Source organism: Pontibacter mucosus, from assembly GCF_003054055.1.
Taxonomy (GTDB): Bacteria; Bacteroidota; Bacteroidia; order Cytophagales; family Hymenobacteraceae; genus Pontibacter; species Pontibacter mucosus.
On the sequence record NZ_QBKI01000006.1, the window covers coordinates 185,902 to 211,619 of the forward strand.

Here is a 25,718-nt window from a genome sequence, read left to right on the forward strand (position 1 = left end):
ACTGCAAATATAGTGGTTTCTGATTTCCGGTGATTAGCTTTCTGCCACTGTGGCGCAAAATTTGCAAGCTCCCGTAAATGCACCAAAAGCTGTACTTTTGCGTTTTAACCGGGCACAGCAGTAGCAGCTGCCACAGCGAAACAGCACGTTAGACTCCACATGAGGGCAAGGCTCAGAAAGATACTTAAATTCATTATTACCAAGGTTATGGCGCCCTTTGTGCGCCTGGTCCACGGCGAACTTTCCGCTTTCTGGAAGAGCCAGAAACCTAAATTCACCCGCACTTACTGGCAACAAAAGGCAGCGGAATGGCGACAGGGAAAGGGCAGGTTTCTGCTCCGCACCTTCCTTAAACTTTCGGTGGTGGGGGTGCTGCTGCTGACGATTTTTTACTTTGCCGTCTACTCCGGCTTTCTGGGAGGCATGCCTTCCACAAAAGAGCTGAAATCGGTTCGTAACAACACCGCCTCCGAAGTATACTCGGCCGATGGGGTGCTGCTGGGCCGTTACTACATCCAGGACCGCACCAACGTGAAGTATGCCAATATCGCCCCTGCCGCCATTGAGGCGCTTATTGCCACCGAGGATGCCCGCTTCTACGAGCACAGCGGCGTGGATGCCCGCAGCCTGGCGCGTGTGTTCATAAAAACCCTGCTGATGCAGAACGAAAGCTCCGGGGGCGGCAGTACCCTAAGCCAGCAGCTGGCCAAGAACCTGTACCCGCGCCGCAAGTATGGCTTCTGGGACATGCCGGTAAACAAGCTGCGCGAGATGATCATTGCCCGCAAGCTGGAAAGCATCTACTCGAAAGAAGAACTGCTGGAGCTGTACCTGAACACCGTGCCCATGGGGGGCAACCTGTATGGCATCGAACGCTCCTCCCGCCGCTTTTTCAGCACCTCCGCCGACTCCCTTAAAGTGGAGGAGGCCGCCGTGCTGATTGGCATGCTGAAGGCCACCACCACCTACAACCCCCGCCTTGATCCGGATCGCTCCAAAATTCGCCGCAACGTGGTGCTGGGCCAGATGGCCAAGTATAATTACCTCACTCCCGCCGAAGCCGACTCGCTGAAGCAGCTTCCCCTGAAACTGAAGTATAACGTTACCTCCCACAACGACGGCATCGCGCCATACTTCAGGGAGCACCTGCGCAAGGAGCTGGAAGTATGGGCCGCGGGCAAGCGGAAACCAAACGGGGAGCCATACAACCTCTACAAAGACGGCCTGAAGATCTACACCACCATTGATGCCGGCATGCAGCGCCACGCCGAGGCATCCGTGCGAAAGCATATGACGCAGCTGCAGAAGCAGTTCGACGCGCACTGGCGCGGACGCAATCCCTGGGGCCGCAACTCGGATGTGATACAGGTAGCCATGCAGCGCTCAGACAGGTATCGGAAAATGAAGGAGGCCGGGAAATCAGAAGCGGATATTCAGGAGGCTTTCCGGCAGCCGGTGCCCATGCAGGTATACGCCTGGGGCGGAAACAGCAGGAAAGACATGAGCCCCCTGGACTCGTTGGCCTACTACTCGCGCTTTCTCAACACCGGCCTGTTCTCCGTGGAGCCGCATTCGGGTTACGTGCGGGCATGGGTTGGCGGCATCAACCACCACGTCTTCAAGTATGACCACGTAAAAGCCAAACGTCAGGTCGGTTCCACCTTTAAACCGATTGTGTACGCCGCCGCCCTGGAGCAGGGCCTTAAACCATGCGACTTCTTCCCCAACGAACGCACCACTTACCCGGAGTATGACAACTGGTCGCCAAGGAACGCCAATGAACAGTATGGGGGCGAGTATAGTATGAAGGGCGCCCTGGCCCACTCTGTGAACACCATATCGGCGCAGCTGATTATGCAGGCGGGTGTGGGCAGAACGGTAGCCATGGCCCACCGCCTCGGCATCGAGTCCAAGCTGCCGGAGGTGCCTTCACTGGCGCTGGGCACGGCTGATCTGTCGCTGATGGAGATGGTGACGGCCTATGCCACTTTTGCGAACCGGGGCATGCAGGTGGAGCCGGTATACATTACCCGCATAGAAGACCGTGAGGGCCGCGTACTGCGGGAGCACCGTGATGGCGAGGGTGCCAAGCGGGTTATTTCGGAGGAAACAGCTGCCGTGATGCTGCACCTGATGAAGGGTGTGGTGGAAGAAGGCAGTGCAGTAAGACTCCGCTCCGGATACGGACTAAAAATGGACATTGCCGGTAAAACGGGCACGTCCCAAAACCACGCAGACGGTTGGTTTATTGGCATCACGCCCCAACTGGTAACGGGTGTGTGGGTTGGCGGCGAGAGCCCGGAGGTACGCTTCCGGACGCTGGATTTGGGCCAGGGCGCCCGCACCGCCTTGCCTATTTGGGGCGAATTCATCCGTCGCGTAGCCATAGACCCGGCTTACAAGGGCTACTACAGCAGCCGCTTCGAGCCGCTGCCACCCAGGTTGCTGGAAGCCCTCACCTGCGACTCGTTCCGGGCCGAGCCGCCAAGAGAGAACTTCCTGGAGCGCCTGTTTGATAACGTGGGCAGGAAAGCCGCCCAAAGCTACGAGGAGTGGAAAGAGAACTGGAAGGAGCGCCGCAAGCAGCAAAGAGAAGAGCGGAAGCGAAGAAGGAACAATTAAGCCCCTTCTTCCTGAAAATCTTCGCTTTTGTTTAAAGTGTTGAATTGCTCCAGAAGCTCGGCCGGCAGCGTGGTAAGCTTGCGTTTGTGTAGGTCCATCCAGGCGCCATCCACGTTTACCACGGCCGCCTTTACCCCATCAGTCCTGTATATTTCGTGGCGGATAGACCAGCGGGAGGCATCGGGGCGGCTTTTGGTAAGTTCTACCGTCACGGTCAGTTGCTCGTTGAGGCCCACTTCGCGCAGGTAGGTCAGTTCCTCTCTGAAAAGTATAGGCCCGATGTGCAGGTGCTTAAAGGCTTTCATGTCCATCCCCAGCCGCTCGAGCACCACGATGCGGGCCTGGGCAGCAAAATCAGCGTAAGCGGAGTGGCGCATGTGCATGTTGGCATCCAGGTGAGACCACATCACCGTGCCTTCGTATTGGTTGTTCATCGTTTTCGTGTTTTTCTCAAAGCTACAACATTTAAACCGAAAATGGGTTTTGGGTTTCCGGCAACCACTCGCCAGCGTTGAGGGGTATGGCACTTGTTTGATCAGCAGCTAAAGTACGGGACCTCCCTTCTACCAGGTTGCCTTGGAGTATAACAACACCTATAGTGACCGTGAAATCAGATGCTGGCTTGCCGCTACTGGCTCCCTCGCAAAGTTTGCACACAAAACTCCCCGGCATGCGCCGCCTTTCCGCATAAATTTTGTTGTTTTGCAGAGAATTTAACACAACACATAACATCTCCATGAAAAAAATATCGGGCATTTTCTTCCTGTGCCTGCTGCTGTGCGGCCAGGCCTTCGCCTGGGGGCAGAACGGCCACCGCGCCGTCGGGCAGGTAGCCGAGCAGCACCTGAGCAAAAAAGCCAGGAAGAAAATCATGAACCTGCTGAACGACAACTCACTGGCAGAAGTATCGGTCTGGATGGACGACATCAAGAGCGACAAGGCTTATGACCACACCCACGACTGGCATTGGGTAACCATTCAGGACGGGCAGACTTATGAGCAGGCAGAGAAGAACCCCAACGGCGACATCGTAGAAAAGATTGAGGAAATCACTAAAACGCTGAAGGCCGGTAACCTGGACAAGGCGAAGGAACAGGAGCTGTTGAAGTATCTGGTGCACCTGGTAGGCGACATCCACCAACCGCTGCACGTGGGCGGTGGCGACGACCAGGGCGGAAATGCCGTGAAAGTGCAGTGGTTTTACCAGCCATCCAACCTGCACCGCGTGTGGGACAGCGACATGATCGACGGCAAAAACCTGAGCTTTACGGAAATTGTGCGTTTCCTGGGCGAACCGGGCAAGGAGCAGGTAAAGCAGTGGCAGGCAGCCACGGTAAGAGACTGGGCCTATGAGTCGATGAAGTACCGGCCACAGGTATACAACCTGCCTGAGGACAAGAAGCTGGGCTACCGCTACGCCTACGAGAACTACAGCCTGGTTGAGCAGCGCCTGCTGCAGGCCGGCATCCGCCTGGCAGGTCTCCTGAACGAAATCTACGGTTAAACCGTAACTTAAACTTTTCCGCAGCCACAGCACTTTTAACCGAGTGCTGTGGCTGTTTGCTTTTAGGGGAATTATACTTGTACAGTTTATACGTTCACTCGCGTCCGTCAAGTATGCACTATCCCACGGCCTCCGGCCACAGGATATATACTTTATACTTCAGCAGTCTATACTTTCAATGTGCAAAAGGCAGAAGGCCGGAAGCAAGAGTTTGCTTGAAAAACGGAACGGCTTGAATGAAGTATCTATACTTTTCAAAGTATAAAGTATATGTGCCTGTTATACAGTCTCCTGATTATCAGTTTTATCTTACGGCAAGTTCCCGTAATTTTGCCCTCTTCATTTTAGGGAAAACATAACCCAACACCGAGAACGCATGGAGTCATTCTTCCAACTGAAGCGCAACAACACCAACATCAAAACAGAGGTAATTGCCGGCATCTCCTCTTTTCTGGCCACTGCCTACATCATTGTGGTAAACCCTACCATACTGGCGCAGGCGGGCATGCCTTTCTCCGGTGTGCTCACGGCTACGGTGCTGGTGGCGTTTTTCAGCAGCCTGATGATGGGCCTGTACGCCCGCAACCCCGTGCTGGTGGCGCCCGGCATGGGCCTGAATGCTTTCTTCACTTTCTCGGCGGTGCTAGGCATGGGCATTAGCTGGCAGGTGGCGCTGGGAGCTGTCTTCTGGTCGGGCATTGTATTCCTTATCCTTTCGGTCTTCAACATACGCACCCTCATCGTGCGGGCCATCCCGCGGCCGCTGCGCTTTGCCATTGCCGCCGGTATCGGCCTGTTTATCACCCTTGTCGGGCTCATCAATGCTGAGTTCATCGTCGCCAACCCGGCCACGGTTATCGGGGTAGGCGACATGACACCCACGCTGCTCACTTTTCTGGCTGGCTTGCTGGTAACTTCCCTCATGGTGGTGCACAACGTGAAAGGCGGCATTTTGCTGGGCATTTTATTCACCACGCTGGCTGCCTACCCGCTGGGCCGCTGGTGGGCTACCGATTTGGACCCAATCATCAACTGGCAGGGCGTACTCTCCTCTCCCGACTTCAGCCTGCTCCTGCAACTGGACCTGGTTAACTCCTTTCAACTGGCGATCGTGCCCGTGATCTTTGCCTTCGTCTTTACGGATATGTTCGACAGCATCTCTACGTTTGTAGGGCTGGCAGAGGCGGCAGACTTGATGGACGAGCACGGGGAGCCGCGCAACATCCAGCGCTCGCTGACGACCGATGCCGTGGCCACCACCCTGGCCGGGCTTGTCGGCTCCAGCCCCGGAACGGCCTATGTAGAGTCGGCGGTGGGGATAGAGGCCGGTGGCCGCACCGGTTTAACCGCAGTGGTAGGCGGTTTGCTGTTCCTGCCTTTCCTGTTTCTGGCCCCGCTCCTTTCCATGATTCCGGCCATTGCCACAGCCCCTGCCCTGGTGCTGGTAGGTGCCTTTATGGTGCGCCCCATCATCAAGATAGACTGGTATAAAATGGACGAGGCTATTCCGGCTTTTCTGGCCATGGCGCTTATTCCCTTCACCTACTCCATCACCCAGGGCATTATCTGGGGCTTCCTGAGCTGGACAGCCCTGAAAGTGGCGACCGGGAAGCGAAAAGAGGTAAGCCCGGCTCTCTGGATCATCGACTTCTTCGCCATACTTGCCCTGCTACTATAGCACCTCCTCCGCCAGTTCCTGCCCGGAAGTGTGGAATCTTTCCACATACTGAACTTGCTTTTAGCATATTTGTGTTGGAAGTACTGTTGAGTTACCGGAATTTTTAGTAATCTTAAACCATATTTAAATCGCTGCAGGATCAGGCATACTGGCTACAGGACTAAAAAAGATATAATTCTTTTGCTTCACTGCGCTTTCCGCCTGCCGCAGCAATACAACTTTTAGTACAAACCAAATAATTAAATTATGAAGGCACTCTTTTTCTCCCTAGCCCTCGTATGTTCTGCTACATTGGTACAAGCGCAGGGTAATGCAGCAGAAAAAGCACCTGCAGCCAACGCAAAACTGGAGAAACAATACGAGAATCTTAAAACCAGCTCCAACACCTGGCAGGGCTACAAGGTCGTCAAGATCACCACGCTGGAGTCGTTCTGGAAAACCGTGCAGGAAACCGTTTCTGCCAAGGACAAAAAGTTAGACAACTTCGAGGCAGAGGCCGATGCCAAGCTGCAGGAGGCGCGCAAAGACGTGGCTGCACAGGAGCAGCAACTGAAGGCGATGCAGGAAGAGGTGAAGAAGAAAGAGGCTGAGATTCAGCAGAGCATGCACGACATCACCCATATTTCGATATTGGGTATCGACCTGCCAAAGCAGTTTTACGTGCTGCTCAACAGTGGTATCATTATAGGCCTGCTGATTGCCCTGGGTGTGATGGCGGTGCAGCATAAGAGCAGCAGAGCTGTTGCTAACGAGAAGCGCAGAGCTTATGATGAGATGGAACTGGAGCTGACCGAGTACAAGAAGAGTGCCCGCGAGCGCGAGCTGAAAATTAAGCGTGAGCTACAGACGGAGCTGAACCGTGTGGAAGAGTTGAAGCAGCAACTGGCTTCGGTAAAGAAGCAGCCGCAGCTGTAAATCCACTATCCTAAGTATAAACGTATAGCCCCGGCAGTTTTTCGAAGCTGCCGGGGCTATAGGTTTATAGATGAGCTATACTTTATACTTTCTCTTGCCCCAGCGTCCGCTTGTGCCTTACTACCCCGCTGGCGCGAGTTTGCAACTCGTGCCTACTATAGTGTTAAGTTTGCAACTTGACTGGTTTGAAAAGCCATATTTATACTTTGGCTATACTTTATACTTGATCCATACCGCTGTTCCGGACATACTTGTCTGGGGCGAAGGTTGCTGCAGACTTCCTAGTCCGCGTGTGTTATACTTTATACTTGAGCTATACTTTTATACTTGCCGGTTTATACTTGCCGGTTTATACTTTCCTAGCCACGGCTTCCCGCAACTGGACATAAGCTATACTTCCAAACTACCGTTCATCCTCCAGACTTACATACCAACTGTTGCATTTCCGACTTTGGTGCTCTCAAGCCCGAGAGGGCTCGTCCTCGGGCATCGCGCGGTGTACATTTCCTTTGCTCCTGGCGTCGCAATGCCCTAGACGGGCACCGGAAATCTAGAAGGCGCTCAACCCAAGGACTGGGAACAGATTCGATAGCCACAAACCTTGCTGATGCAACAGTAACCAAGTCCCCCTTTGAAGGGGGCAGGGGGATGATTCTCCAGTACCTGATGCTATAAAACTTATACTTCAGCCTCAGTAACTACAGACTCCCCTCCTTGGCTAAGGAGGGGCAGGGGTGGTTGGGCCCGGCTCTGCAAACAAAGGCTGGCATCAATGTACAAAACAGACTTTGCCCTCACACTTTCCCCTTAAATTCACCCCTACACCTCAATCTCCCCATGAGTATAGTGATGGTAGTCCTTGAGGACGGTTTGCAGAAAATCCCACTCCGAAAGCTCGCCAGGCTGGATGCCGGTAACCTCCTGCACCTGTTTAGCCATCTTCTCCAGCAGCTCGTAGTTGTTATACTTCTGGGCTTTGAACAGGAGCTTGCGGATAAGCGCCACATCCTTGTCGGTGAGCAGATGCACCTCGGGGAAACGGATCTGATACCCTGCTTCTGATTCTACCGTAACCGCCTCTGCCTTCCGGATAGCGCGGGTACGGATAACACAGGTGCCGGCCGCCATGTCGCCGAGGCGCTGACCTTTATTACTGACAATCACCGTAATAAGCGCAATCAGGCCCTGTGAGGCGAACGTATCCACCAGCCGGAAAAGCCAGCGCAAGAGGTAATCGCCAATGGTCGGGGCCTCGCCTGTCAGCTTCACTACTTTTATGTCGCGGGCCATTTTGCCAACGCTCTGCCCGTTCAGGAAAATCTCACACAGCAGGTGGTAGAACATCAGCGGCAGAAACAGCAAAACAGATAGAACCGGTCCATAGTCCATATTAGTTGTTGCCATCACGATGCCACACATCATCAGCCACAAAAAGTAAACGGCCAGGTCAATCATATGCGCCACCACACGGTCTCCTGCACTGGCCAGCGGGTACTCTACCTCCACGTTTTGCGTGGTCCGGATTTTAACGGTATTCATCCTCAGTAAAATAAGCTTGTTTTCATTTTCTTTTTACATCACAATATACATATATTTGGTAGAGTTAAAAATGCCGTACCCGTGCGCGAAGCTGCCTTTATCCGCAAAAACAAACTTAAGTGGAAGTCATACGAAACCCAGCCGGCCTCCAGCCCCGATGCGCTGGCCGATAGGTTTATTGAGTTGACCGACGACCTGGCCTATGCCCGCACCTTCTACCCGGAATCTGACACCACCGCATATCTGAACGGCCTGACCGGGCGTACCCACCAGGCCATTTACCGCAACAAGAAAGAGAAGCGCAACCGCATCGCCCGTTTCTGGAAGTATGAGCTCCCTTACCTTTTCCGGCAGCACCACCGGCAACTTTTTTACGCTTTTCTGGTTTTTGCTGTAGCCTGTGGCCTAGGGGCGCTGTCGGCCGCCATGGACGATACTTTTGTGCGCCTCATACTCGGTGACCACTACGTGAACATGACCCTGGAGAACATCCGCAAGGGCGACCCGATGGCGGTTTACAAAAGCAGTGGCGAGGCGGAGATGTTCCTCTATATCACCATCAACAACATCCGGGTGTCCTTTCTGGCCTTTGTGATGGGCGTGTTCTTCTCCATCGGCACCTTTTGGGTGCTGTTTCAGAACGGCGTGATGCTGGGAGCCTTTCAGTACTTCTTCTACAAACAGGGCCTGCTGGTTACCTCCATGCTTACCATCTGGATACACGGCACCCTGGAGATAGCAGCCATTGTGATTGCGGGCTGCGCCGGGTTTGTAATGGGCAACAGCCTGCTTTTCCCGAAAACCTACTCCCGCATGCACGCCTTTAAACAAGGCGCCCGCCGGGGACTTAAAATCGTGATGGGGCTGGTGCCGGTGTTTATCACAGCGGGGTTTCTGGAAGGTTTTGTGACGCGCCATACCAGTATGCCGCTGGCCCTGAGCCTGTTTATCATACTTTCCTCTGCCGCCTTTATACTCTATTACTTTATACTATACCCACGTTCACTGCACCAAAAACATGTACCAGACCCGCCAGAAAATTAACTTAAGAGAAGAAAGGGATTTCGGGGAGAAACTGAACGCCACCTTCACCTTTATCAAGCAAAACTTTAAGCCTTTATCTAAAAGCATCCTGCTGTATGTGTCGCCGGTGGCCATACTGGCGGGTATTTTTTCAGGCATCTACCAGTCGCGGTTGTTCCAGCAGCTTAACGGCGAAGGCCCCTACAGCAACGTGGGCGAGTTTACTGTTTTTAGCCAGGTCACCTCGCTCAATCAACTTATCTCCATCTTCTTTGCGATACTGGCCTACGTGGTGGTGGCGCTTACTATCTACGGGTTTATGGCGGCGTATATGGATGAGGAGGGCGAGGTAAGGCCAGCGGCAGTATGGGATCATATCAAACGAAATATTATACAAGCTACTTATTCCAGCATTGTCATCGGCGTGGTCTGCATCTTGAGCATCTTCTTGTTTGGCCTGGGCATTTACCTGATGGTGGTGCTCTCGCTGTTCCTGGCCGTAATGGTGCGCGAGGAGACCGGTTTTGTGGACACGATTGAGCGTTGCTTTTACCTGATCAAAGGCAACTGGTGGGCTACCCTGGGACTTATGATCGTGGCGGGCATTATACAAACCGTGATTGCCTGGCTGGCGGCTATTCCGCTGGGCGCTGTGATGATACTGCGCGGCCTGCTGGTGCCCGGTGCTGAAAGCGATGCGCTACTAATCATATCGAACACTATCACGACCCTGCTTACCACCTTTACCTACTGCATCTCCGTTCTGGCAATTGGCTTCCAGTATTTTAACCTGGTGGAGGAGAAAGACGGTGTGGGCCTGATGGAGCAGGTAGAACTTATCGGCAAAACCGACACGAATACTGCTGCCAATGAGGGTGAGTTTTAGGCATACGTCTACGTTTATACTTATACTTTGCCTGCTGCTCGGTATTGGCACCATCGCCCACGCCCAGCAGCCAGACAGCATCCCTAACGCTGCCAAGCCTGTAGTAGTCCGCCCCTTCGATGCTGAAAAGGTGGAGAAGCTGCGCACGGATGAAGACTTCCAATACTACGAAGCCATTCCGGAGGGAGAAAGCCTGTGGGAACGCCTGAAGCGCCGCTTCCAGAATTGGCTGCGCGAGGTATTTTACGAAGGCCGGGCCAGCGGCCTGTGGGAAGCCCTGCTTTACATAGCCATTGCGGGTACCATTGTCTTTATCGTGATAAAAATGCAGCAGGTGGATACCGGTAGTTTGTTTGGCCGCAGGGCCGGAAGTATGGCCACGCCTTACGATGTGTTCGAGGAAAACATCCATGAGATGGACATGAAGGCGCTGATAGCCGAGGCAGTAGGAGAGCGAAACTACCGCAAGGCGGTGCGCCTGCACTACCTCCAGAGCCTGAAGTTCCTCACCAACACGGGCCTGATTGAGTGGAAACCAGGCAAGACCAACCGCAGCTACATCCACGAAATTCCGAACCAGCAGGTGCGCCGGGAGTTTGAGCAACTTACGGGCATGTTTGAGTACGTGTGGTACGGCGGCGCAGCCCTCAGCGACGAACTGTATACCTCGGCCCGCGAGGAGTTCACCCAATTCAATCACCTGGTTCAGCAGCGCGCATGAAAGGCTACCGTAGCTATATCGCCCTGATCGGCCTGCTCTTCGTGGCCCTGTTGCTGCTGGAGTACTTCCGCCCTAAGCCGGTGGACTGGTCGCAGACCTTCTCGCGGGAGGACAAGATCCCCTACGGCACCTACGCCTTGTATGAGCTGCTTCCGGACATGTTCCCAAGCCAGCCGGTGCAACTGGTACGGGAGCCGGCCTACAACGTGCTACAGGATTCCACCCTAAGCGGGAATTATGTGTTTATCACAAAATACTTCGAAGCCGATAGCCTGGACACCAACCTGCTGCTCGACTTTGTGCACCGGGGCAATCAGGTTTTCATTGCGGCAGACGAGTTCAGCTCTTACCTGCGGGACACGCTGCATTTTACTACCGATTACCTCAACACCACCAACTCTGATACAACCGGCTTTTATTTTACCAGCCAGTCAGAAAAGCAGGTCTATACTTTCCCTCCTAATAGCCACATGCGCAGCATCTGGGTAGATTCACAGCGTGGCCATGAGGCGCTGGGCAGGAACAAGGCCGGCCAACTTACTTTCATGCGTGTGCCTCTTGGAAAAGGTAGCTTTTATATCAATTCCGTACCGCTAGCCTTCAGCAATTACCAACTCCTGACGCTAAACCAGAGCGGCTATGCCGCCACGGCCCTCTCCCACCTGCCGGTGCAGCCCGTTATCTGGGACGATTACCAGAACCTGGGCCGCGAGGAGGATCAGTCGGTTTTCCGGGTGCTGATGCGCCATGAGCCACTCACCTGGGCCTATTACCTCAGCCTGATTGGGCTGGTGCTGTTCCTGCTGTTCAAGAGCAAGCGCACCCAGCGCACTATCCCGGTCATGGAGCCGCCGCGCAACACCACCCTCGACTTTGTGAAAGCTATCGGTGGTTTATACTTCAACCACGGCAGCCACAAGAACATCGCCGAGAAGAAAATTGCCTATTTTCTGGAGTACCTGCGCCTGCACTACCACCTGGCCACCCATACGTTGGACGAGGAGCTGCGCGAGCGGGTAAAAGTTAAGTCCGGGGCTGACGCGGCACTGGTAGACCAGATTTTCGCGCTTATCCAAAGTATACACCAGAGCAGCGCCCTCAACGACCAGACCCTGCTGATGCTCAACACTTATTTAGAAGACTTTTACAGCCAAACTTCCATACGGCCCAAGGCCAATGTATAGCTTATGCAAGAAGACGTACTTATCACCGCACAGGAAAACAAAACCGACTACAGCGCCCTGCGCGCCGCTACCGAAAGTATAAAACAGGAGCTCCGGCAGATAATTGTGGGCCAGGAGCGGCTCGTGGAAACGCTATTAGTAGCCCTACTTGCTGACGGGCACGTGCTCATCGAGGGGGTGCCCGGTATCGCCAAAACCCTGACAGCCAAACTACTGGCTCGCACCGTAGACGTTGACTTCAGCCGCATCCAGTTCACCCCGGACCTGATGCCGTCGGATGTGCTGGGCACCTCGGTTTTCCACCCGGGCACGGCCTCTTTCGAGTATAAACAGGGTCCCATCTTCGCCAACATCGTGCTGATTGACGAGATAAACCGTGCCCCAGCCAAAACTCAGGCTTCTTTGTTTGAGGTGATGGAGGAGCAACACGTAACCCACGACGGCAAAGTATACCCGCTGGCCGCGCCCTTTATCGTGCTGGCCACCCAAAACCCGATTGAGCAGGAAGGCACTTACCGCTTGCCCGAGGCCCAGCTTGACCGCTTCATGTTCAAGGTATTGGTAGATTACCCGAGCCTGGAGGAGGAAGTGGCGATACTGGATCTGCAGCACAAAGGCCCGCAGCTGAAAAAGGAGCTGGACCAGGTACAAGCGGTGCTGTCGGCGGAGCAGCTGCTGGCGCTGCGACAGGCGGTGCAGGCCGTGCACCTGGATAAAAAACTGCTCGAGTACATTGCCCATATTGTGGCGGAGACCCGGGTGAGCAAGTCTTTATACCTGGGCGCCTCGCCGCGCGCTTCCATTGCCCTGCTCAACAGCTCCAAGGCCCTGGCTGCCCTGCGTGGTCGCGGCTTTGTGACGCCGGAGGATGTACAGGAACTGGCGCCTGTGGTGCTGCGCCACCGCATCCTGCTCACGCCGGAGCGCGAGATGGAGGGCATTACGCCGGACGAGGTGATTAAACAGATTGTTCAGAAAATAGAAGTGCCGCGCTAGTGCCGTTTATCCGCAGTTTATACTTCACCAACCGCTTTTACCTGGGCCTGGCCGGCCTGGCATGCCTTTTCGTGCTTGCCTTTTTCGTGCCCTTGCTGCTGGTGCTGGCCAAGGTGGCCGTAGCCGTATTGGTGCTGCTGACGTTGGTGGATTTGCTGCTGCTGTACCGGAACCGGGAGGGCGTACATGCCAGTCGCAGCATGCAGGAAAAGCTCTCCAACGGCAGCGACAACGACGTGTACCTGTACCTGGAAAACAAGTATGGCTTTACCCTGCACACTGAAGTCATTGACGAGCTTCCCTTCCAGTTCCAGAAACGCGACAGCCTGTTCAAGGCCATTGTTCCCGAAGGCCGTATGCACATCATCCACTATACCTTGCGGCCCACCAAACGCGGTAGCTACAGCTTCGGGGCCATCAATGTGTTTGTCATGAGCGTGCTACAGCTGGTAAAACGCCGCTACAAATTCGCCCAGAACCAGGAAGTGCCGGTTTACCCGTCCTTTATTCAGATGCGGCAGTACGAGCTGCTTACCATCTCCAACAGGCTCCACGAGTTTGGTCTGAAGAAAATCCGACGGATTGGGCAAAGCACCGAGTTTGAGCAGATTCGTCCTTACGTGGCCGGAGACGACCAGCGCACCATTAACTGGAAAGCCACCGCACGCCGGGCAGAGCTGATGGTGAATAGCTACCAGGACGAGAAATCGCAGCAGGTATATTGCCTCATTGATAAGGGGCGCGTAATGCAGATGCCATTTGAGGGGCTGAGTCTGCTGGACTATGCCATCAACGCCTCGCTCGTTATCTCCAACATTGCCCTTAAAAAAGAGGATAAGGCAGGCATCATCACCTTCTCCGACAAAATCAGCAACATACTGCCGGCCCAGCGGAAAGCCGACCAGCTGCGTCGCATTCTGGAGGTGCTCTACAACCAGAAAACCTTGTACCAGGAAACGGACTATGAGCGCCTTTACGGCACCATCCGCCATACTTTAAAACAGCGCAGCCTGCTCCTGCTCTTCACCAACTTTGAGACCCTGAACAGTGCTCAGCGCCAGCTGCCTTACCTGCGCGCTTTGGCCAGGCACCACCTGCTCGTGGTTATCTTCTTTGAAAACACCGAGCTGCACGGCCTGCTGCACGAGCCTGCCTCCACGACCGAGGAAGTATACACCAAAGCCATCGCCGAAAAGTTTACCCACGACAAACGGCAGGTGGTCAAGGAGCTGCAGCAGCACGGCATCCATGCCATCCTCACTCCACCCAAAGACCTCACGGTAAATACCATCAACAAGTACCTTGAACTGAAGGCACGGGGGCTACTATAAAAAAAGGAGACAAAGCTTGTCTCCTTTTTTTGTGTAAGGTTAGTAAAGTTAGAGTAGTGTGCGTTAAGGTGAGAGTAAAGGTTTTTCGATATCGTTCTGTTTCGGTTATACTTTGTTTTTATACTTTATACTTTCCTGGCGCAAGTCTTCAGACTTGTGTTCCATTGCTGGCGCGGGTTTGCAACTCGTGCCTACCTATGATGTTGGGTTTGTAACCCAACTGGCTTGAAAAGCCATACTTATACTTTGGCTATACTTTCATAGCCGCTGCTTTCTGTAACCTTAACCAAGCTATCCTTACTAGCTACGGCTCATCCTCCAGACTCACATGCCCATCGTTGCATGTCTAGCTTTGGCTCCCTCAAGGACGGGAGGCCTCGCCTTGGGGGTAGGGGCCCTCGATAAGGGCATCGCACTGTCTACATTTCCTTTGCTCCTGACGTCACAATTTCGCTGAAGCGAAACCGGAAATCTAGAAGGCGCTCAACCCAAAGGCTGGGAAAGAATCGATAGCCACTGCTAACGGAGCTTCAGCCAGAGTCCCCCTTCGAAGGGGGTAGGGGGATGTTAATCGCCTGTTGGATTCATACTTTGTAGGGACAGGTCTCAACCTGTCCGCGCAAGGACAACAGCTATAGAACTTATACTTCAGCAGAAGCAAATACAAACTCCCCTCCTTTGACAAGGAGGGGCAGGGGTGGTTGGACCCGGAATTGCAAACTTACTTCGCCCTGTTCTTAGGACGAAGATTATACTTCATACTCCTTTGAGGGGACGACTTCCCTTCAATAATTCAGCTATTACACTCACACCGCCACCGCTTGTTCTGCTGCTGGTTGCTTATCTAGATACTTATCTACAAAAGGCGTGTAAATAGCCAGCAGGCTGAACAGCAGCAACAGGTACAGGTACCAGGCATTCGCCCAGAGATCCAGGAAGTTCAGCTGCCCGTTTGTAAAGCTAACCAGCAGCAGGATCTGCGCCCCGTAAGGCAGCAGGCCCTGCACCACGCAGGAGGCAATATCCAGCAGGGCAGCGGTTTTGCGCTTGTCGATGCTATACTTCCGGCTGATTTCTTTCACCACCGGCCCGGTTACCACGATGGAAACGGTGTTGTTGGCAATAGCGGAGTTGGTGCCGCCTACCAGCGAGAGAATCCCCACTTGCGCAGAGCGCATGCCATTTGCCGCTTTGCTCACCTTTTGCAGCAGAAACGTAATCCCCCCTGCCTCGCTTACCATCTGTGCCAGCCCACCTGTCAGCATCGAGAGCAGGAAAATCTCTGTCATGCCTGTAAAACCTTCGTACACGCTCTTGCCGAAGGCCAGCACCTCCAGTTGCCCCTGCCAAAGCCCTACGGCGCCGGAAGCGATGGTTCCTAAAACAAGCACGACAAACACATTTATGCCGGAAACGGCAAGTCCGATAACCAGCAGGTAAGGAGCAATTTGCCAGAAGTTTGCCGCCTGTAGCTCCGGGAGCTGCGCCTCCGCTGCACCTGTCGTATACCAGCCTGTTAGTAGCAACAGGAGTATGGTTACCAGGGCAGCAGGACCGGCAATCAGGATATTAACCCTGAACTTATCGCGCATGCTGCACTCCTGCGTTTGCGTGGCAGCAATGGTTGTATCGGAGATAAAGGAGAGGTTGTCGCCAAACATAGCACCGCCCAACAGCACCCCCAGCAGCAAAGGCATGGAAGTATGGCTCTGCTCCGCCAGCCCCACCACGATTGGCCCCAGGGCCACGATTGCTCCCACGGAGGTGCCCGTAGCTGTGGACAAAAAGGCCGCCAGCAGAAACACACCCAGCGCCAGGTACTGTACCGGCAGCACACTCAGGCCCAGATTTACCGTGGCATCCACGCCTCCCACCGCCTTTGTTACCGAGGCAAAAGCACCAGCCAGTAAGTAAATAAGGCACATGGTAACGATTTTAGAATCACCACAACCACGTATCAGGGCGGCCACCTTGGCCTCTGAAGAACCCCTTAGTATAAAAAAGGCGGAGATAATACCTAGTGTTACGGCCACCGGTGCCGGCAGCGCATAAAAGTCATTTAGAAGGATACCAGCACCTAAAAACGTCAGTACAAACACCAGGAAAGGTATGAGCGCCCAGCCGCCGGTTTTCTGAATATGTTGCATATGTAATGTGGAGCTACAAACAGGCATGGCTACCTATAGCGTTAGATGCGCACGCGGCAGTTGCTCCGGAAAGGTTAAAAGAAAGTATAAATTGAATAAGGATGCCTGAACCAGCAATGTGTCGGCGCTATGGCCGAATCAACAGCAGCAGCAGCACAGCACCTGTTTAGGCGCAGTTACGGCAGTATAGGCACGGAAAATGGTAGCGAGAAGCTGATGTAGTAAGTGCATGTAGATAAATTTATAGGTCCCAAACTGGGCAGGTGTTAGCACCTTTACGGCGAGGCCGTGGTTGCTAGAGGTTCTCAGAGCCTGCTCTCTCCCCTCTTCTTTATAAATCTTGCATAAAGATGCTGCAAAGGTAAAGCCAGCAAAGCGACAAAATCAAATCCAGCCGCATTTTCCCCTAAACTTTATACTTGGGTACCCGAATTGTTCAGTGTCTAAACTTGCATATGATGGTAAATTCGCTCAAGTTTATACTTTGAACAACCTATACTTTCTTAACCTGCATGAAGTATACTTCTACTGCCCTTTTATCCCTGCTGCTGGCGGGCGCCGGCCTCTTTAGCTGCACGCCCAACCCTTACGCCAGCACCAACCGTTCACACAAAAAGCAACTAAAGGCTTACGCCAAGGAACTGCGCACAGTACCGGCTATCAACCCAAAAGATTCTCCACTGCAGTTGGGGGATTACTGGGTGGGCACGACCAACTTTAACATGCGCAAGGCCAATTATGTGGTGATCCACCATACGGCGCAGAACTCCACGGACCACACCCTGCGGACCTTCACCCTGCCCAGAACCAGCGTGAGTGCCCATTACGTGATTGGCCGCAACGGCAAGGTCTTCCACATGCTGCACGATAACCTGCGCGCCTGGCATGGGGGCAACAGCCGCTGGGGCAACAACACCGACCTGAACTCCTCCTCTATCGGCATTGAGCTGGACAACAACGGCACTGAGCCTTTTTCGGATGAGCAGATAAACAGCCTGCTGGAGGTGCTGGCCATGCTGAAGGAGAAACACAAGATTCCGTCTGAGAACTTTATCGGCCACTCCGACATTGCCCCGGTGCGCAAGGTAGACCCCAACCAGACTTTCCCGTGGAAGAAACTGGCCGAGCATGGCTTTGGCCTGTGGTATGATGAGGACGTGGTGAAAGAGTACCTACAGCCAGCTGCCCCAATCATCGTCCTTGACAGCACCGGCACCCAGGCAGCGCTCATCCTGCAACCGCTCGATTCGGTACTGACCATTCCACCGCATTTTAACCCGAAGGAGGCGCTCCGCATCATCGGCTATGATACGCGCGATTTGCCGGCCGCTATCCGGGCCTTTAAGCTGCACTTTATTCAGGATGAGGTAAACATGGAGCTCACCGACCGCGATAAAGCCGTACTTTACAACCTGTACCAGAAGTATCTCTAAGATAAGTTAGGCTTAAGCCCAACCTACAGAGAAATCATAAACAAACCGGCCCCGGCAGGAGAACCACTCTCCTACCGGGGCCGATTTTTATACTTTATACTTGAGCCAGGTTAAGCTTTATACTTTGAGAGGAAGACGCTCTAACTCCCAAACTCTTTAACTCTCAAACTCCTAAACTCCCTACGCCAGTATATTCCAGACGTACTGTAGCATCAACCCGCAGAGGTAGCCCCCGTAAGTGCCTACCGCATAACCCAGCACCGCCAGCAAAACGCCCACCGGGGCCAGGTAACGGTTAAATGCCGCCGCCACGATGGGCGCAGAGGCTGCCCCACCGATATTGGCCTGGCTGCCCACAGCCACGTAAAAGAACGGCGCCTTGATGATGCGCGCCACCACCAGCATAATCAGCACATGGAAGGAAATCCAGAAGGCCCCCACTAAAAACAATTTCGGGTTATCCAGAACAGCCCCAAGGTCCATGCTCATACCGATGGTAGCCACCAGGAAGTATAAAAACACCGAGCCGAAACGCGAGGCTCCGTAGCTCTCCAGGTTACGGGCTTTGGTGAAGGAAAGTATAAGTCCGGCGGTCGTGGCAATGATTACAAGCCAGAAGAAGCCGCTGGTGATGGAGTATGTGGCCAGCTCCGGGTAATTCTCTGCAAAATATGGCGCGATGATGTCGGCCAGGAAGTGCGAAATGCCCGTAAAGCCGAAGGCTACTCCCAGCAGTACGATGGTGGTAGAAGTGGTTGGAAGTATACTTTTACCCTTCTGCAAGCCCTCCAGGCGCGCTTCGAGTTCTTTTATCGGACGACTGTCGGCTCCCAGAATCCTGTCGATTTTCTCAGGTTTCTGCGAGAAGTACAGCAGCACCCCCATCCACACGTTAGCCACCAGCACGTCCACGGCAATCATCTGCCCGAAAGCATCCTTGCTGGCCCCAAACACCTCCAGCATGGCCGCCTGGTTAGCGCCACCGCCAATCCAGCTTCCGGAGATGGTGGACAGGCCTTTCCATACTTCGTCGCCGCTGGTATAGAGGATGTCCGGGAACACCGAGCCCACCAGGAACAGGGCCAGCGGACCGCCGAACATCACGCCCAGCGTTCCGGCAAAGAACATGATTACGGCCTTGCTGCCCAGCATCCGCAACGACTTAAAATCGATGCTGAGAGTAAGCAGGATAAGCGAGGCGGGCAGAAAATAGCGTGAGGCCACGTGGTATAACTGCGAGGAATCCCCGGAAATGATGTTGAAGGTGTTAAATAAGGCCGGGATAAAGTAGCAGAGCAGCAGCGAAGGTACCACCCGGTAAAACTTCATCCAGAAGCGGTTGGTGCTGGTAGAGGTGTGGAATACAAAGGCCAGGATAAAGAGCAGCAGGCCCAGCACTACGGCATCGTTGGTGATCAGCGGTGCGTTAGTTTCGGTCATGAGGTTGGTAGTAGTGTTAAGTTGTTAAGGGTGATGCTTGTTCGGAAATCCTCGTGCTACGTCGTAACATAAGGCCCGAAGCTTTAAAGTTAGAATTACTACCGCCCAATGCCAACACTTAGCGCCGATTTAATACCATTTTTCCTATACTTTGCTGCTTTCCGCAAGGGTAAGTATAGCCTAAAGCAAGTTTTACGTGGTGATTTCCTAAATTTAGAGCAGAACAGATGTATCGCCCCGAAAACAGATGCCCGCCATGTTACCAAATACCCTCGACGCCCTGCTGGACCGCCACTATACTGCCAACACTCCCGGTGCAGTATTGCTTGTGGCCAAAGGAAAAGAGGTGGTATACTCGGGCAGCCGGGGCCTTGCCAACCTCCAAACGGGCGCAGCCATCACCCCCGATACTACCTTCCGGCTGGCTTCGGTGTCGAAGCAGTTCACGGCCATGTGCGTGCACCTGCTGGCGCAGCAAGGGCTGCTGCAACTCACAGAAAGGCTCGCTTTATACTTTCCGGAGCTAATACACTGGCGCGAGGTACAGCTGCTGCACCTGCTTAACCACACCTCCGGCCTTCCTGATTTTGAAGAGCACATTCCTGAAAACCAGCAAACGCAGCTAACCGACGAGGACGTGCTGCAGATAACCGCACAGCAAAAGGCGCTACTCTTTTCCCCTGGCACCCAATACCGTTACAGCAACACTGCTTACGTCTTGCTGGGGCTGCTGGCAGAGCGCGTTTCAGGGATAAGCTATGCCGATGTGCTGCAGGAGTATATTTTTAACCCTCTCGGGATGCAGCATTCTATACTTTACGGGGTAGATGCCTCAATTCCGGACCGGGCCATGGGCTACCGACAGGCTAGCAATGGCGGCTTTATAATTGCAGACCAGAACATCGGCACCGCCACGCGCGGGGACGGCTGCCTTTATACTTCAGCTTTGGATTACTTCAGGTGGTGGCAGGCATTGAAGAACCACCCATTATTTAACATAACTAATCAACCGAAAACCAAATACTCAAGTATCGACGATTCGAAGGGTTGGAAGTATAGTATGGGCTGGTTTGTATCGGACATTGGGAACGGCAAGTATGAATACTGCCACAGCGGCGACACGTCGGGTTTTACCAATTTGGTGCTGCGGCAGCCGGAGCACGATACCCTGGTGGCCTGCTTCTCCAACATCGCCCAAAACCATACTTTCCTGCACGAACTGCTGCAGGAGTTAAAGGGGTTTCCGGAGTTTAGCCCCAAATCTGCGTTGGCGTATCACCTGCAGGAACTGACGCGATAAACTGCTAAGTTTATACTTACTATAGCCTGAAAATAAAAGAGGCGCATACGTGATGCGCCTCTTTGAAGTATAAGAAAGTGATGCTGTGCCTTCTACTGGTAAAGAGCGGTTTTGCGCAAATCTACCACTACATCTTCCGGGGTGATGCGCTTGGCGCGCAGGAAACGCTTCAGCTCCGGCTCGTCGAAGTTCTCGGCCTGTGGGTTCATGCTGCTGATGCGCACACGACCTGCAGAGTGAATGAACTCCTGGTTGCCGCCAATCCACATGCCCACGTGTACCACGCGCTCCGGCTTGCCGTCCTTGGCTGGTGAGCCGAAGAAAAGCAGGTCGCCGGGCTGCAGCTTATCCCAACCGTTAGAGGTATCTACCAGCTCGCCCACATGCACCTGCTGCGAGGCGTCGCGCGGCAGCACGAGGCCGTTCATGAAGTATACCGTTTTGGTAAAGCCGCTGCAATCCACGCCTTTAAAGGAAGTACCACCCCACAGATAAGGCAGGCCCATGAGCTGCTTGCTCGTGTTCACCAGGTTCTCCCCTGTCGGCTTGCGGCTGGCTACCCACTCGTCATACCTGGCAGACTCAGCGGCAGGGATAAAGCCTTTTCTTCCATCGGGGAAGGTAACGGCATAAAAATTTCCTTGCTTCTCGTTCAGGGCCACCACATCCCCATACACCATATCCGATACGGTGCCGGCAGTAGCACTGGCAGTGGCGTAGGCAAAGCCGTAAGGCTTGGTGTAAAGCAGTTTCGGGCTCTTCTGCCAGTTCTCAAAGCTGGCCTTGTCCATCAGGCTCACGCCCGCAGCATCCACCCACGAGAGGTATTTGTCCGGGGTCTGCACCAGGTACCAGCCACGCTGTTTCTTCAGCACGTTCACCGGCGTACCCATGGTAGCCTGCGTCGCCAGTTCGGCCGGGTGCTTGGGCTCTGAGCGAAGATTCGCTACAGAAATGGTGATAACGCCATACGTCTTGCCCTCCAGTTCTGCGTCGGGCAGCACCTGGATGCTGTCTACAAAAGCGATGTTTTCGGCTTTTAATTTACCCAGCAGTTCCTGCTTGGCTTCGGGCATGTTGGTTTCGCCGGCCAGCACGTTGCCGCGTTGTTCTATTTTAAACAAGGCCACGCGCTTATCAGGGGCATACTCCTGTCGCACCGCCTCAATGTGCGCCTCCATGGCGCCATTGGCCGAGGTAGCGGTCTCTTTCCCTGGCGTGCAGGCGGCCGCCAGCAACCCAAGGGCAAGTATAAAATAATGCTTCTTCATCATGATGTTTAAGTTCTCTGTCGCCTTAAGGGCTACAGCTAAGGTGACTAGGATTCAGATTTTATTTAAGTATCTGCGTTACAATTACTTCTTATTTAAAGACATTATCCGGGTTAAATTGGTTTACTGCTTCAGCCAGTCGCTGCAAATCCGCAGCAGTGTGCAGGCTGTTAAGGATAACCCGGATAATGGGCGGACTCTCGGCCGTCGGGTAGCGGAAGTTGGAAATCAGGATGCGGTGGCGGTGCAGGTGCTCGGCCATACTTTCCATACTGGTGCTGAACACCGGATAATCCGGGATGAAGCTGAACCGCGCCTCAGGCTGCTCCACCAATCCTGTAAAAGTATGAATGTTCTGCTGCAAGCGCTGCCTGGCTTCCGCTATAATTTCGCCGGCCTGCAAATAGGCGTACAGGTAAGCCGGAATCGCCGGTGACGCTCCCCCAAAGTATGGACTGCTCTTCACCTCCTCCACCAATGTACGCGAGCCAAGTATAAAACCCGCCGGGATGCCCAAGGCCTTGCCAAAGGAGCTACCGACCACCAGTTCCACGTTTTTATACTTGCTCAGTTCCGGGTAAATGCCTACCCCATCTGGCCCAGTTACACCAAAGCCGTGGGAATCATCCACCACCACGGTTATACTTTTGTGTGCCGGCAACTGGCCTAACCAGTCAAAAGTATAAGGCCTGGCCCAAAGCGGGTCCAGCGCATTGCAGATGATTACAAAGGAAGCCTCTTTAGACTGCTGCACTTCCTCCACCACCTGCCTTGTCCAGTCCTCGAAGCTGAGTTGGGCGTTTGCCTGGGCAGCGGCGGTATCGTTTTCCCACAGGGCCGGGTGCGCACCGGGCGCGTACAAAAATCGGCCCCGCCTGCGCAACACCTGCACCAGCGTCTGCCCCATCAGAAAACCCGACGACATGGTTACAGCTGCCTCTGCCCCACTTATACGTGCCAGCTGCTCCTCCACCTGCCGGTATACTTCCAGCCTGAGGTTAGAGCGCCGCGAGCTAGAGTAGTTAGTGCCATAGCGGCGCAGGCCTTCTACCACCAGGTTCTGAAACGCCTCGTTACAGGCCATGCCCAGGTAAGACGTGCCGCTGCAATAGAGAAACTCCTCCCCGTCTAAGGTAACGGTTCGGCCGGGCAGAAGGTCCGTATAAAATGGGGCGCCCATTAGGCCAGTAGCTCGGCTCCTGTTCCGTTTACGTTGCTGTAAGTTACTTTTCCGTCGGTGATGGTCACGCCGCGGGCGATGTCCTTGCTCAGCAGCAGGGCGCCGTCCATATCCACGTAATCCAGCATCGGCAGCAGGTGCGCGATGGCCGAAATGCCTACCGAAGACTCGGTCATGCAGCCCACCATGGTTTTCAGGCCCAGCTCACGCGCCTCTTTAAGCATGCGGCGGGCAGGTGTCAGGCCGCCACACTTCATCAGCTTCACGTTCACGCCATGGAAGTGGCCCACGCACTTGGCTACATCGCTTTCGGTAATGCAACTTTCATCAGCTATCAGCGGCAGCACCGACTGCGCGTATACTTTCTTCATGCCTTCCAGGTCATCGGCACGCATAGGCTGCTCGATAAACTCCACCCCCAGTGGCTTGAGTTGCTTCGAGTTCTCGATAGTTTCCTCCACGCCCCATGCGCAGTTGGCATCTACCCGGAAAGTGGCATCGGTGTGCTTGCGCAGCTCTTGTATAATGGCCACATCCTCTTTGGTGCCTAGCTTTATCTTGTATAGCGGCCAGGGCATTTCCTTCAGCTTTTTTACCATGTTCTCGATGGTGTCGATGCCGATGGTATAGTTGGTGAGCGGGATATGCTCGGTGCTCAGGCCCCAAATTTTATAAAGCGGCTGTCCTTGTAATTTTCCATAGAGGTCGTTGGCGGCCAGGTCGAGGGCGCACAGCGCGAAAGGGTTGTCCTGCAGGTGCGGCTGTACTTTTGCCCAGAAAGCCTCGGGGCTATCCAGCTCCGTTTCCTCAATCAGCCCACGGATATTTTCCAGGGCCGCCGTCATGTTTTCTATCGTGAAGCCATAGTAGGGATTGCTGGTAGCTTCGCCATAGCCTTTTTGCCCGTTGTGCTCCAGTTCCACAATCAGGGTGGGCTGCACATCGCGCGAATCATAGGAAATCGTGAACGTATACTTAAGGGGTAGGTCGAAAGACCGGATGGTAAGTTTCATGATTGTGTAAGTATGGTTGTATAGGTTAAGTTTTAGGTGTCAGATCAGTTTACAGGTTACGAAGAATTACCGGGTTATACTTCCTTTTAAATTTTTAACTCTCTAAATCTCTCAATAGCGGTTATGTACCTCCGTCATGATGCGTACCATCTCGTCGCGGATGGCAGAGGTAGGTACTTTGTAGTTGTTGTTCATGAAACTATAAAGTAGCAGCTTGCCGCTCTTGGTCATGATGTAGCCACTCTGGTTATGTACGTGCGACAAGGTACCGGACTTGCCGAACACGAAGGGCACCTCGGCTTTGTAGATGTTGCGGAACGTACCGGGCTTGCCGCCTACCGCCAGCATGGGAAGCAGTTGTTCTTGCGGCCGCTCCTGCATGAGCTTTTGTAACAGGGCGATGATGCTGCGTGGCGTGAACATATTCATACTTGACAGACCCGATCCGTCAATCCACACCGGCTCATCCGGCAGGTCGGCCAGGTAGTTTTCTTTTACGTGCTTGATGGCCCGCTCTACCGAGAGGGTATCGGAGATAGTGCCCGAGCAGAGCGCCATGAGTTGCTCAGCCATCAGGTTATCGCTCACCTGCAGCATGCGTTTCACCACGGTATCAGTGGGCATGCCATAGAACACGCTGCCGCCAGCAGGCACGGGCATTTTCAGCAGCTCCACTTCTCGCTTCAGTGTGTCCGACAGCAACGTTACCACCATCTCCGGAGACGTGATAAAAGGCACTTCGGTTGAGAAGTTGTTGGTGAGGTTGCGCGTGTAGTAGGTGATGTTGTTCGTGCGCCAGCCCCTTACAAAGGTCGTGCGGGAGCGGGTTTTGGAGGTATCCACCACCACGCTGTTTTCAAAGTGAGAAGGCGTTATCGTGAAAGTGGGATTCGTCTCTTCCTTGTAAAACTTAATCACGTTGCCGTGGATGGGAAACACGTTACGCTCCGGCTGATAGTAATAATTATAGTCGTCCCAGCCCCAGTTGGTAGCAAAGGGCGTACTGGTGTAGGGAGCCTCCACATAGTATAACTTCTTCTCCGGGCGGTTCTTCAGAAAGTCGTAGGCCAGCGAGTTCTTCAGGTCCATGTGTGTGAAGGTTGGGTCGCCGGTACCCCAGAAGATCAGCGAGTCGCCACGGCTCACATACTTCAGCGCAGCGATGGAGTCGCCCAGCATTTTGTGGGTGGCATAGAAGGTGAACAGCTTGGTGTTGGAGGCCGGCACAAAGTACTTGTCGGAATTGTGCTCCACCACCATCTGCCCCAGTTCCGGATCATACAAGGCAAAGCCCACAAAACTCTGCCGCAGCACCTGCGACTCAGCCACCTCCCGCTTTATCTCAGCAGGCCCAAAACGAGCCGCTTCTTTCGAGGCTGATGGTACCTTGCTGCCGCAGGCCGCCGTCAGGAAAAGGCTGCAAAGCAGGCCGTAAGTATACGATAGTTTTGTCAGGCGCATAGGGATAGGCTTTCGAAGCAGGTTGAAACGCTTAAATAAGTAAAAAGTGCTATATAATCAAAAATGTTTGCGGC

The 25,718-nt window shown here is 53.9% G+C and carries 21 protein-coding genes and 1 riboswitch; of the genes, 13 read left to right on the plus strand and 8 right to left on the minus strand.

Going from position 1 to position 25,718, the window contains the following annotated elements:
* The first annotated feature begins 159 nt into the window (after nt 1-159).
* Nucleotides 160-2,622, plus strand: a complete 2,463-nt coding sequence (locus tag C8N40_RS13035) for a penicillin-binding protein 1A (RefSeq protein ID WP_108212209.1) — start codon at nt 160-162, stop codon at nt 2,620-2,622.
* On the opposite strand, the gene C8N40_RS13040 is transcribed toward C8N40_RS13035, so the two are convergent.
* The gene (locus tag C8N40_RS13040; RefSeq protein WP_245905112.1) at nt 2,619-3,056 is read right to left on the minus strand and encodes an acyl-CoA thioesterase; all 438 of its coding nucleotides are present in this window, start codon (nt 3,054-3,056) and stop codon (nt 2,619-2,621) included. The two genes, C8N40_RS13035 and C8N40_RS13040, sit on opposite strands and share 4 nt — an antisense overlap.
* 302 nt (nt 3,057-3,358) lie before the next feature.
* Between C8N40_RS13040 and C8N40_RS13050 the strand changes: the two genes are divergently transcribed.
* The 4 genes from C8N40_RS13050 to C8N40_RS13070 all read left to right on the plus strand — a co-directional run bounded on the left by C8N40_RS13050 (nt 3,359) and on the right by C8N40_RS13070 (nt 7,254).
* Nucleotides 3,359-4,126 carry a S1/P1 nuclease gene (locus tag C8N40_RS13050; protein WP_108212211.1) on the plus strand — a complete coding sequence of 256 codons (768 nt, stop codon included), beginning with the start codon at nt 3,359-3,361 and terminating at the stop codon, nt 4,124-4,126.
* A 376-nt stretch (nt 4,127-4,502) separates the two neighbouring features.
* Entirely contained in the window at nt 4,503-5,804 is a 1,302-nt protein-coding gene (locus C8N40_RS13060) for an NCS2 family permease (protein ID WP_108212213.1), read from the plus strand.
* Between the two features lie 246 nt (nt 5,805-6,050).
* Nucleotides 6,051-6,719: a V-type ATP synthase subunit I domain-containing protein gene (locus tag C8N40_RS13065; protein WP_146173567.1), complete on the plus strand. Its 669-nt coding sequence runs from the start codon at nt 6,051-6,053 to the stop codon at nt 6,717-6,719.
* Nucleotides 6,720-6,888: 169 nt separating this feature from the next.
* The gene (locus C8N40_RS13070) at nt 6,889-7,254 is read left to right on the plus strand and encodes a hypothetical protein (protein ID WP_146173568.1); all 366 of its coding nucleotides are present in this window, start codon (nt 6,889-6,891) and stop codon (nt 7,252-7,254) included.
* A 284-nt stretch (nt 7,255-7,538) separates the two neighbouring features.
* Here C8N40_RS13070 and C8N40_RS13075 read toward each other — a convergent pair whose 3' ends face one another.
* On the minus strand, nt 7,539-8,258 hold the full coding sequence (locus tag C8N40_RS13075; RefSeq protein WP_108212216.1) for an RDD family protein: 720 nt from the start codon (nt 8,256-8,258) through the stop codon (nt 7,539-7,541).
* Between the two features lie 81 nt (nt 8,259-8,339).
* On the opposite strand from C8N40_RS13075, the gene C8N40_RS13080 reads away from it, so the two are divergent.
* Genes C8N40_RS13080 through C8N40_RS13105 form a run of 6 tightly spaced genes read left to right on the plus strand, consistent with a single transcriptional unit; the run spans nt 8,340 to nt 14,399 of the window.
* Nucleotides 8,340-9,302 (plus strand): stage II sporulation protein M, encoded by a 963-nt coding sequence (locus C8N40_RS13080; RefSeq protein ID WP_108212217.1) that lies wholly within the window; start codon nt 8,340-8,342, stop codon nt 9,300-9,302.
* The gene (locus C8N40_RS13085; RefSeq protein ID WP_108212218.1) at nt 9,277-10,167 is read left to right on the plus strand and encodes a hypothetical protein; all 891 of its coding nucleotides are present in this window, start codon (nt 9,277-9,279) and stop codon (nt 10,165-10,167) included. Before C8N40_RS13080 ends, C8N40_RS13085 begins: the two co-directional genes overlap by 26 nt.
* Nucleotides 10,151-10,888 carry a DUF4129 domain-containing protein gene (locus C8N40_RS13090; protein WP_108212219.1) on the plus strand — a complete coding sequence of 246 codons (738 nt, stop codon included), beginning with the start codon at nt 10,151-10,153 and terminating at the stop codon, nt 10,886-10,888. Before C8N40_RS13085 ends, C8N40_RS13090 begins: the two co-directional genes overlap by 17 nt.
* Nucleotides 10,885-12,072, plus strand: a complete 1,188-nt coding sequence (locus C8N40_RS13095; RefSeq protein WP_108212220.1) for a DUF4350 domain-containing protein — start codon at nt 10,885-10,887, stop codon at nt 12,070-12,072. The genes C8N40_RS13090 and C8N40_RS13095 overlap by 4 nt, the downstream gene beginning before the upstream one ends.
* A 3-nt stretch (nt 12,073-12,075) precedes the next feature.
* A complete protein-coding gene (locus tag C8N40_RS13100; RefSeq protein ID WP_108212221.1) occupies nt 12,076-13,068 on the plus strand; it encodes an AAA family ATPase in 993 nt (330 codons plus the stop codon).
* A complete protein-coding gene (locus C8N40_RS13105; RefSeq protein WP_108212222.1) occupies nt 13,068-14,399 on the plus strand; it encodes a DUF58 domain-containing protein in 1,332 nt (443 codons plus the stop codon). The genes C8N40_RS13100 and C8N40_RS13105 overlap by 1 nt, the downstream gene beginning before the upstream one ends.
* Before the next feature lie 806 nt (nt 14,400-15,205).
* Here the strand turns inward: C8N40_RS13105 and C8N40_RS13110 are convergent.
* Nucleotides 15,206-16,546 carry a Na+/H+ antiporter NhaC family protein gene (locus tag C8N40_RS13110; RefSeq protein ID WP_108212223.1) on the minus strand — a complete coding sequence of 447 codons (1,341 nt, stop codon included), beginning with the start codon at nt 16,544-16,546 and terminating at the stop codon, nt 15,206-15,208.
* A 238-nt stretch (nt 16,547-16,784) separates the two neighbouring features.
* Nucleotides 16,785-16,886: riboswitch (SAM riboswitch) on the minus strand.
* A gap of 172 nt (nt 16,887-17,058) precedes the next feature.
* Between C8N40_RS13110 and C8N40_RS13115 the strand changes: the two genes are divergently transcribed.
* A complete protein-coding gene (locus tag C8N40_RS13115; protein WP_108212224.1) occupies nt 17,059-17,979 on the plus strand; it encodes an N-acetylmuramoyl-L-alanine amidase in 921 nt (306 codons plus the stop codon).
* Nucleotides 17,980-18,159: 180 nt separating this feature from the next.
* On the opposite strand, the gene C8N40_RS13120 is transcribed toward C8N40_RS13115, so the two are convergent.
* The gene (locus tag C8N40_RS13120) at nt 18,160-19,419 is read right to left on the minus strand and encodes a DUF819 family protein (RefSeq protein ID WP_108212225.1); all 1,260 of its coding nucleotides are present in this window, start codon (nt 19,417-19,419) and stop codon (nt 18,160-18,162) included.
* Between the two features lie 256 nt (nt 19,420-19,675).
* Between C8N40_RS13120 and C8N40_RS13125 the strand changes: the two genes are divergently transcribed.
* The gene (locus C8N40_RS13125) at nt 19,676-20,719 is read left to right on the plus strand and encodes a serine hydrolase domain-containing protein (RefSeq protein ID WP_170114103.1); all 1,044 of its coding nucleotides are present in this window, start codon (nt 19,676-19,678) and stop codon (nt 20,717-20,719) included.
* 92 nt (nt 20,720-20,811) lie between these two features.
* Here the strand turns inward: C8N40_RS13125 and C8N40_RS13130 are convergent, their stop codons facing one another.
* The 4 genes from C8N40_RS13130 to C8N40_RS13145 all read right to left on the minus strand — a co-directional run bounded on the left by C8N40_RS13130 (nt 20,812) and on the right by C8N40_RS13145 (nt 25,644).
* Nucleotides 20,812-21,993, minus strand: a complete 1,182-nt coding sequence (locus tag C8N40_RS13130; RefSeq protein ID WP_108212227.1) for a C40 family peptidase — start codon at nt 21,991-21,993, stop codon at nt 20,812-20,814.
* An 88-nt stretch (nt 21,994-22,081) separates the two neighbouring features.
* On the minus strand, nt 22,082-23,170 hold the full coding sequence (locus C8N40_RS13135; protein WP_108212228.1) for an aminotransferase class I/II-fold pyridoxal phosphate-dependent enzyme: 1,089 nt from the start codon (nt 23,168-23,170) through the stop codon (nt 22,082-22,084).
* Nucleotides 23,170-24,183: a dipeptide epimerase gene (locus tag C8N40_RS13140; RefSeq protein WP_108212229.1), complete on the minus strand. Its 1,014-nt coding sequence runs from the start codon at nt 24,181-24,183 to the stop codon at nt 23,170-23,172. Before C8N40_RS13140 ends, C8N40_RS13135 begins: the two co-directional genes overlap by 1 nt.
* Nucleotides 24,184-24,294: 111 nt before the next feature.
* Nucleotides 24,295-25,644, minus strand: a complete 1,350-nt coding sequence (locus C8N40_RS13145; RefSeq protein WP_108212230.1) for a D-alanyl-D-alanine carboxypeptidase — start codon at nt 25,642-25,644, stop codon at nt 24,295-24,297.
* Nucleotides 25,645-25,718: the final 74 nt, after the last annotated feature.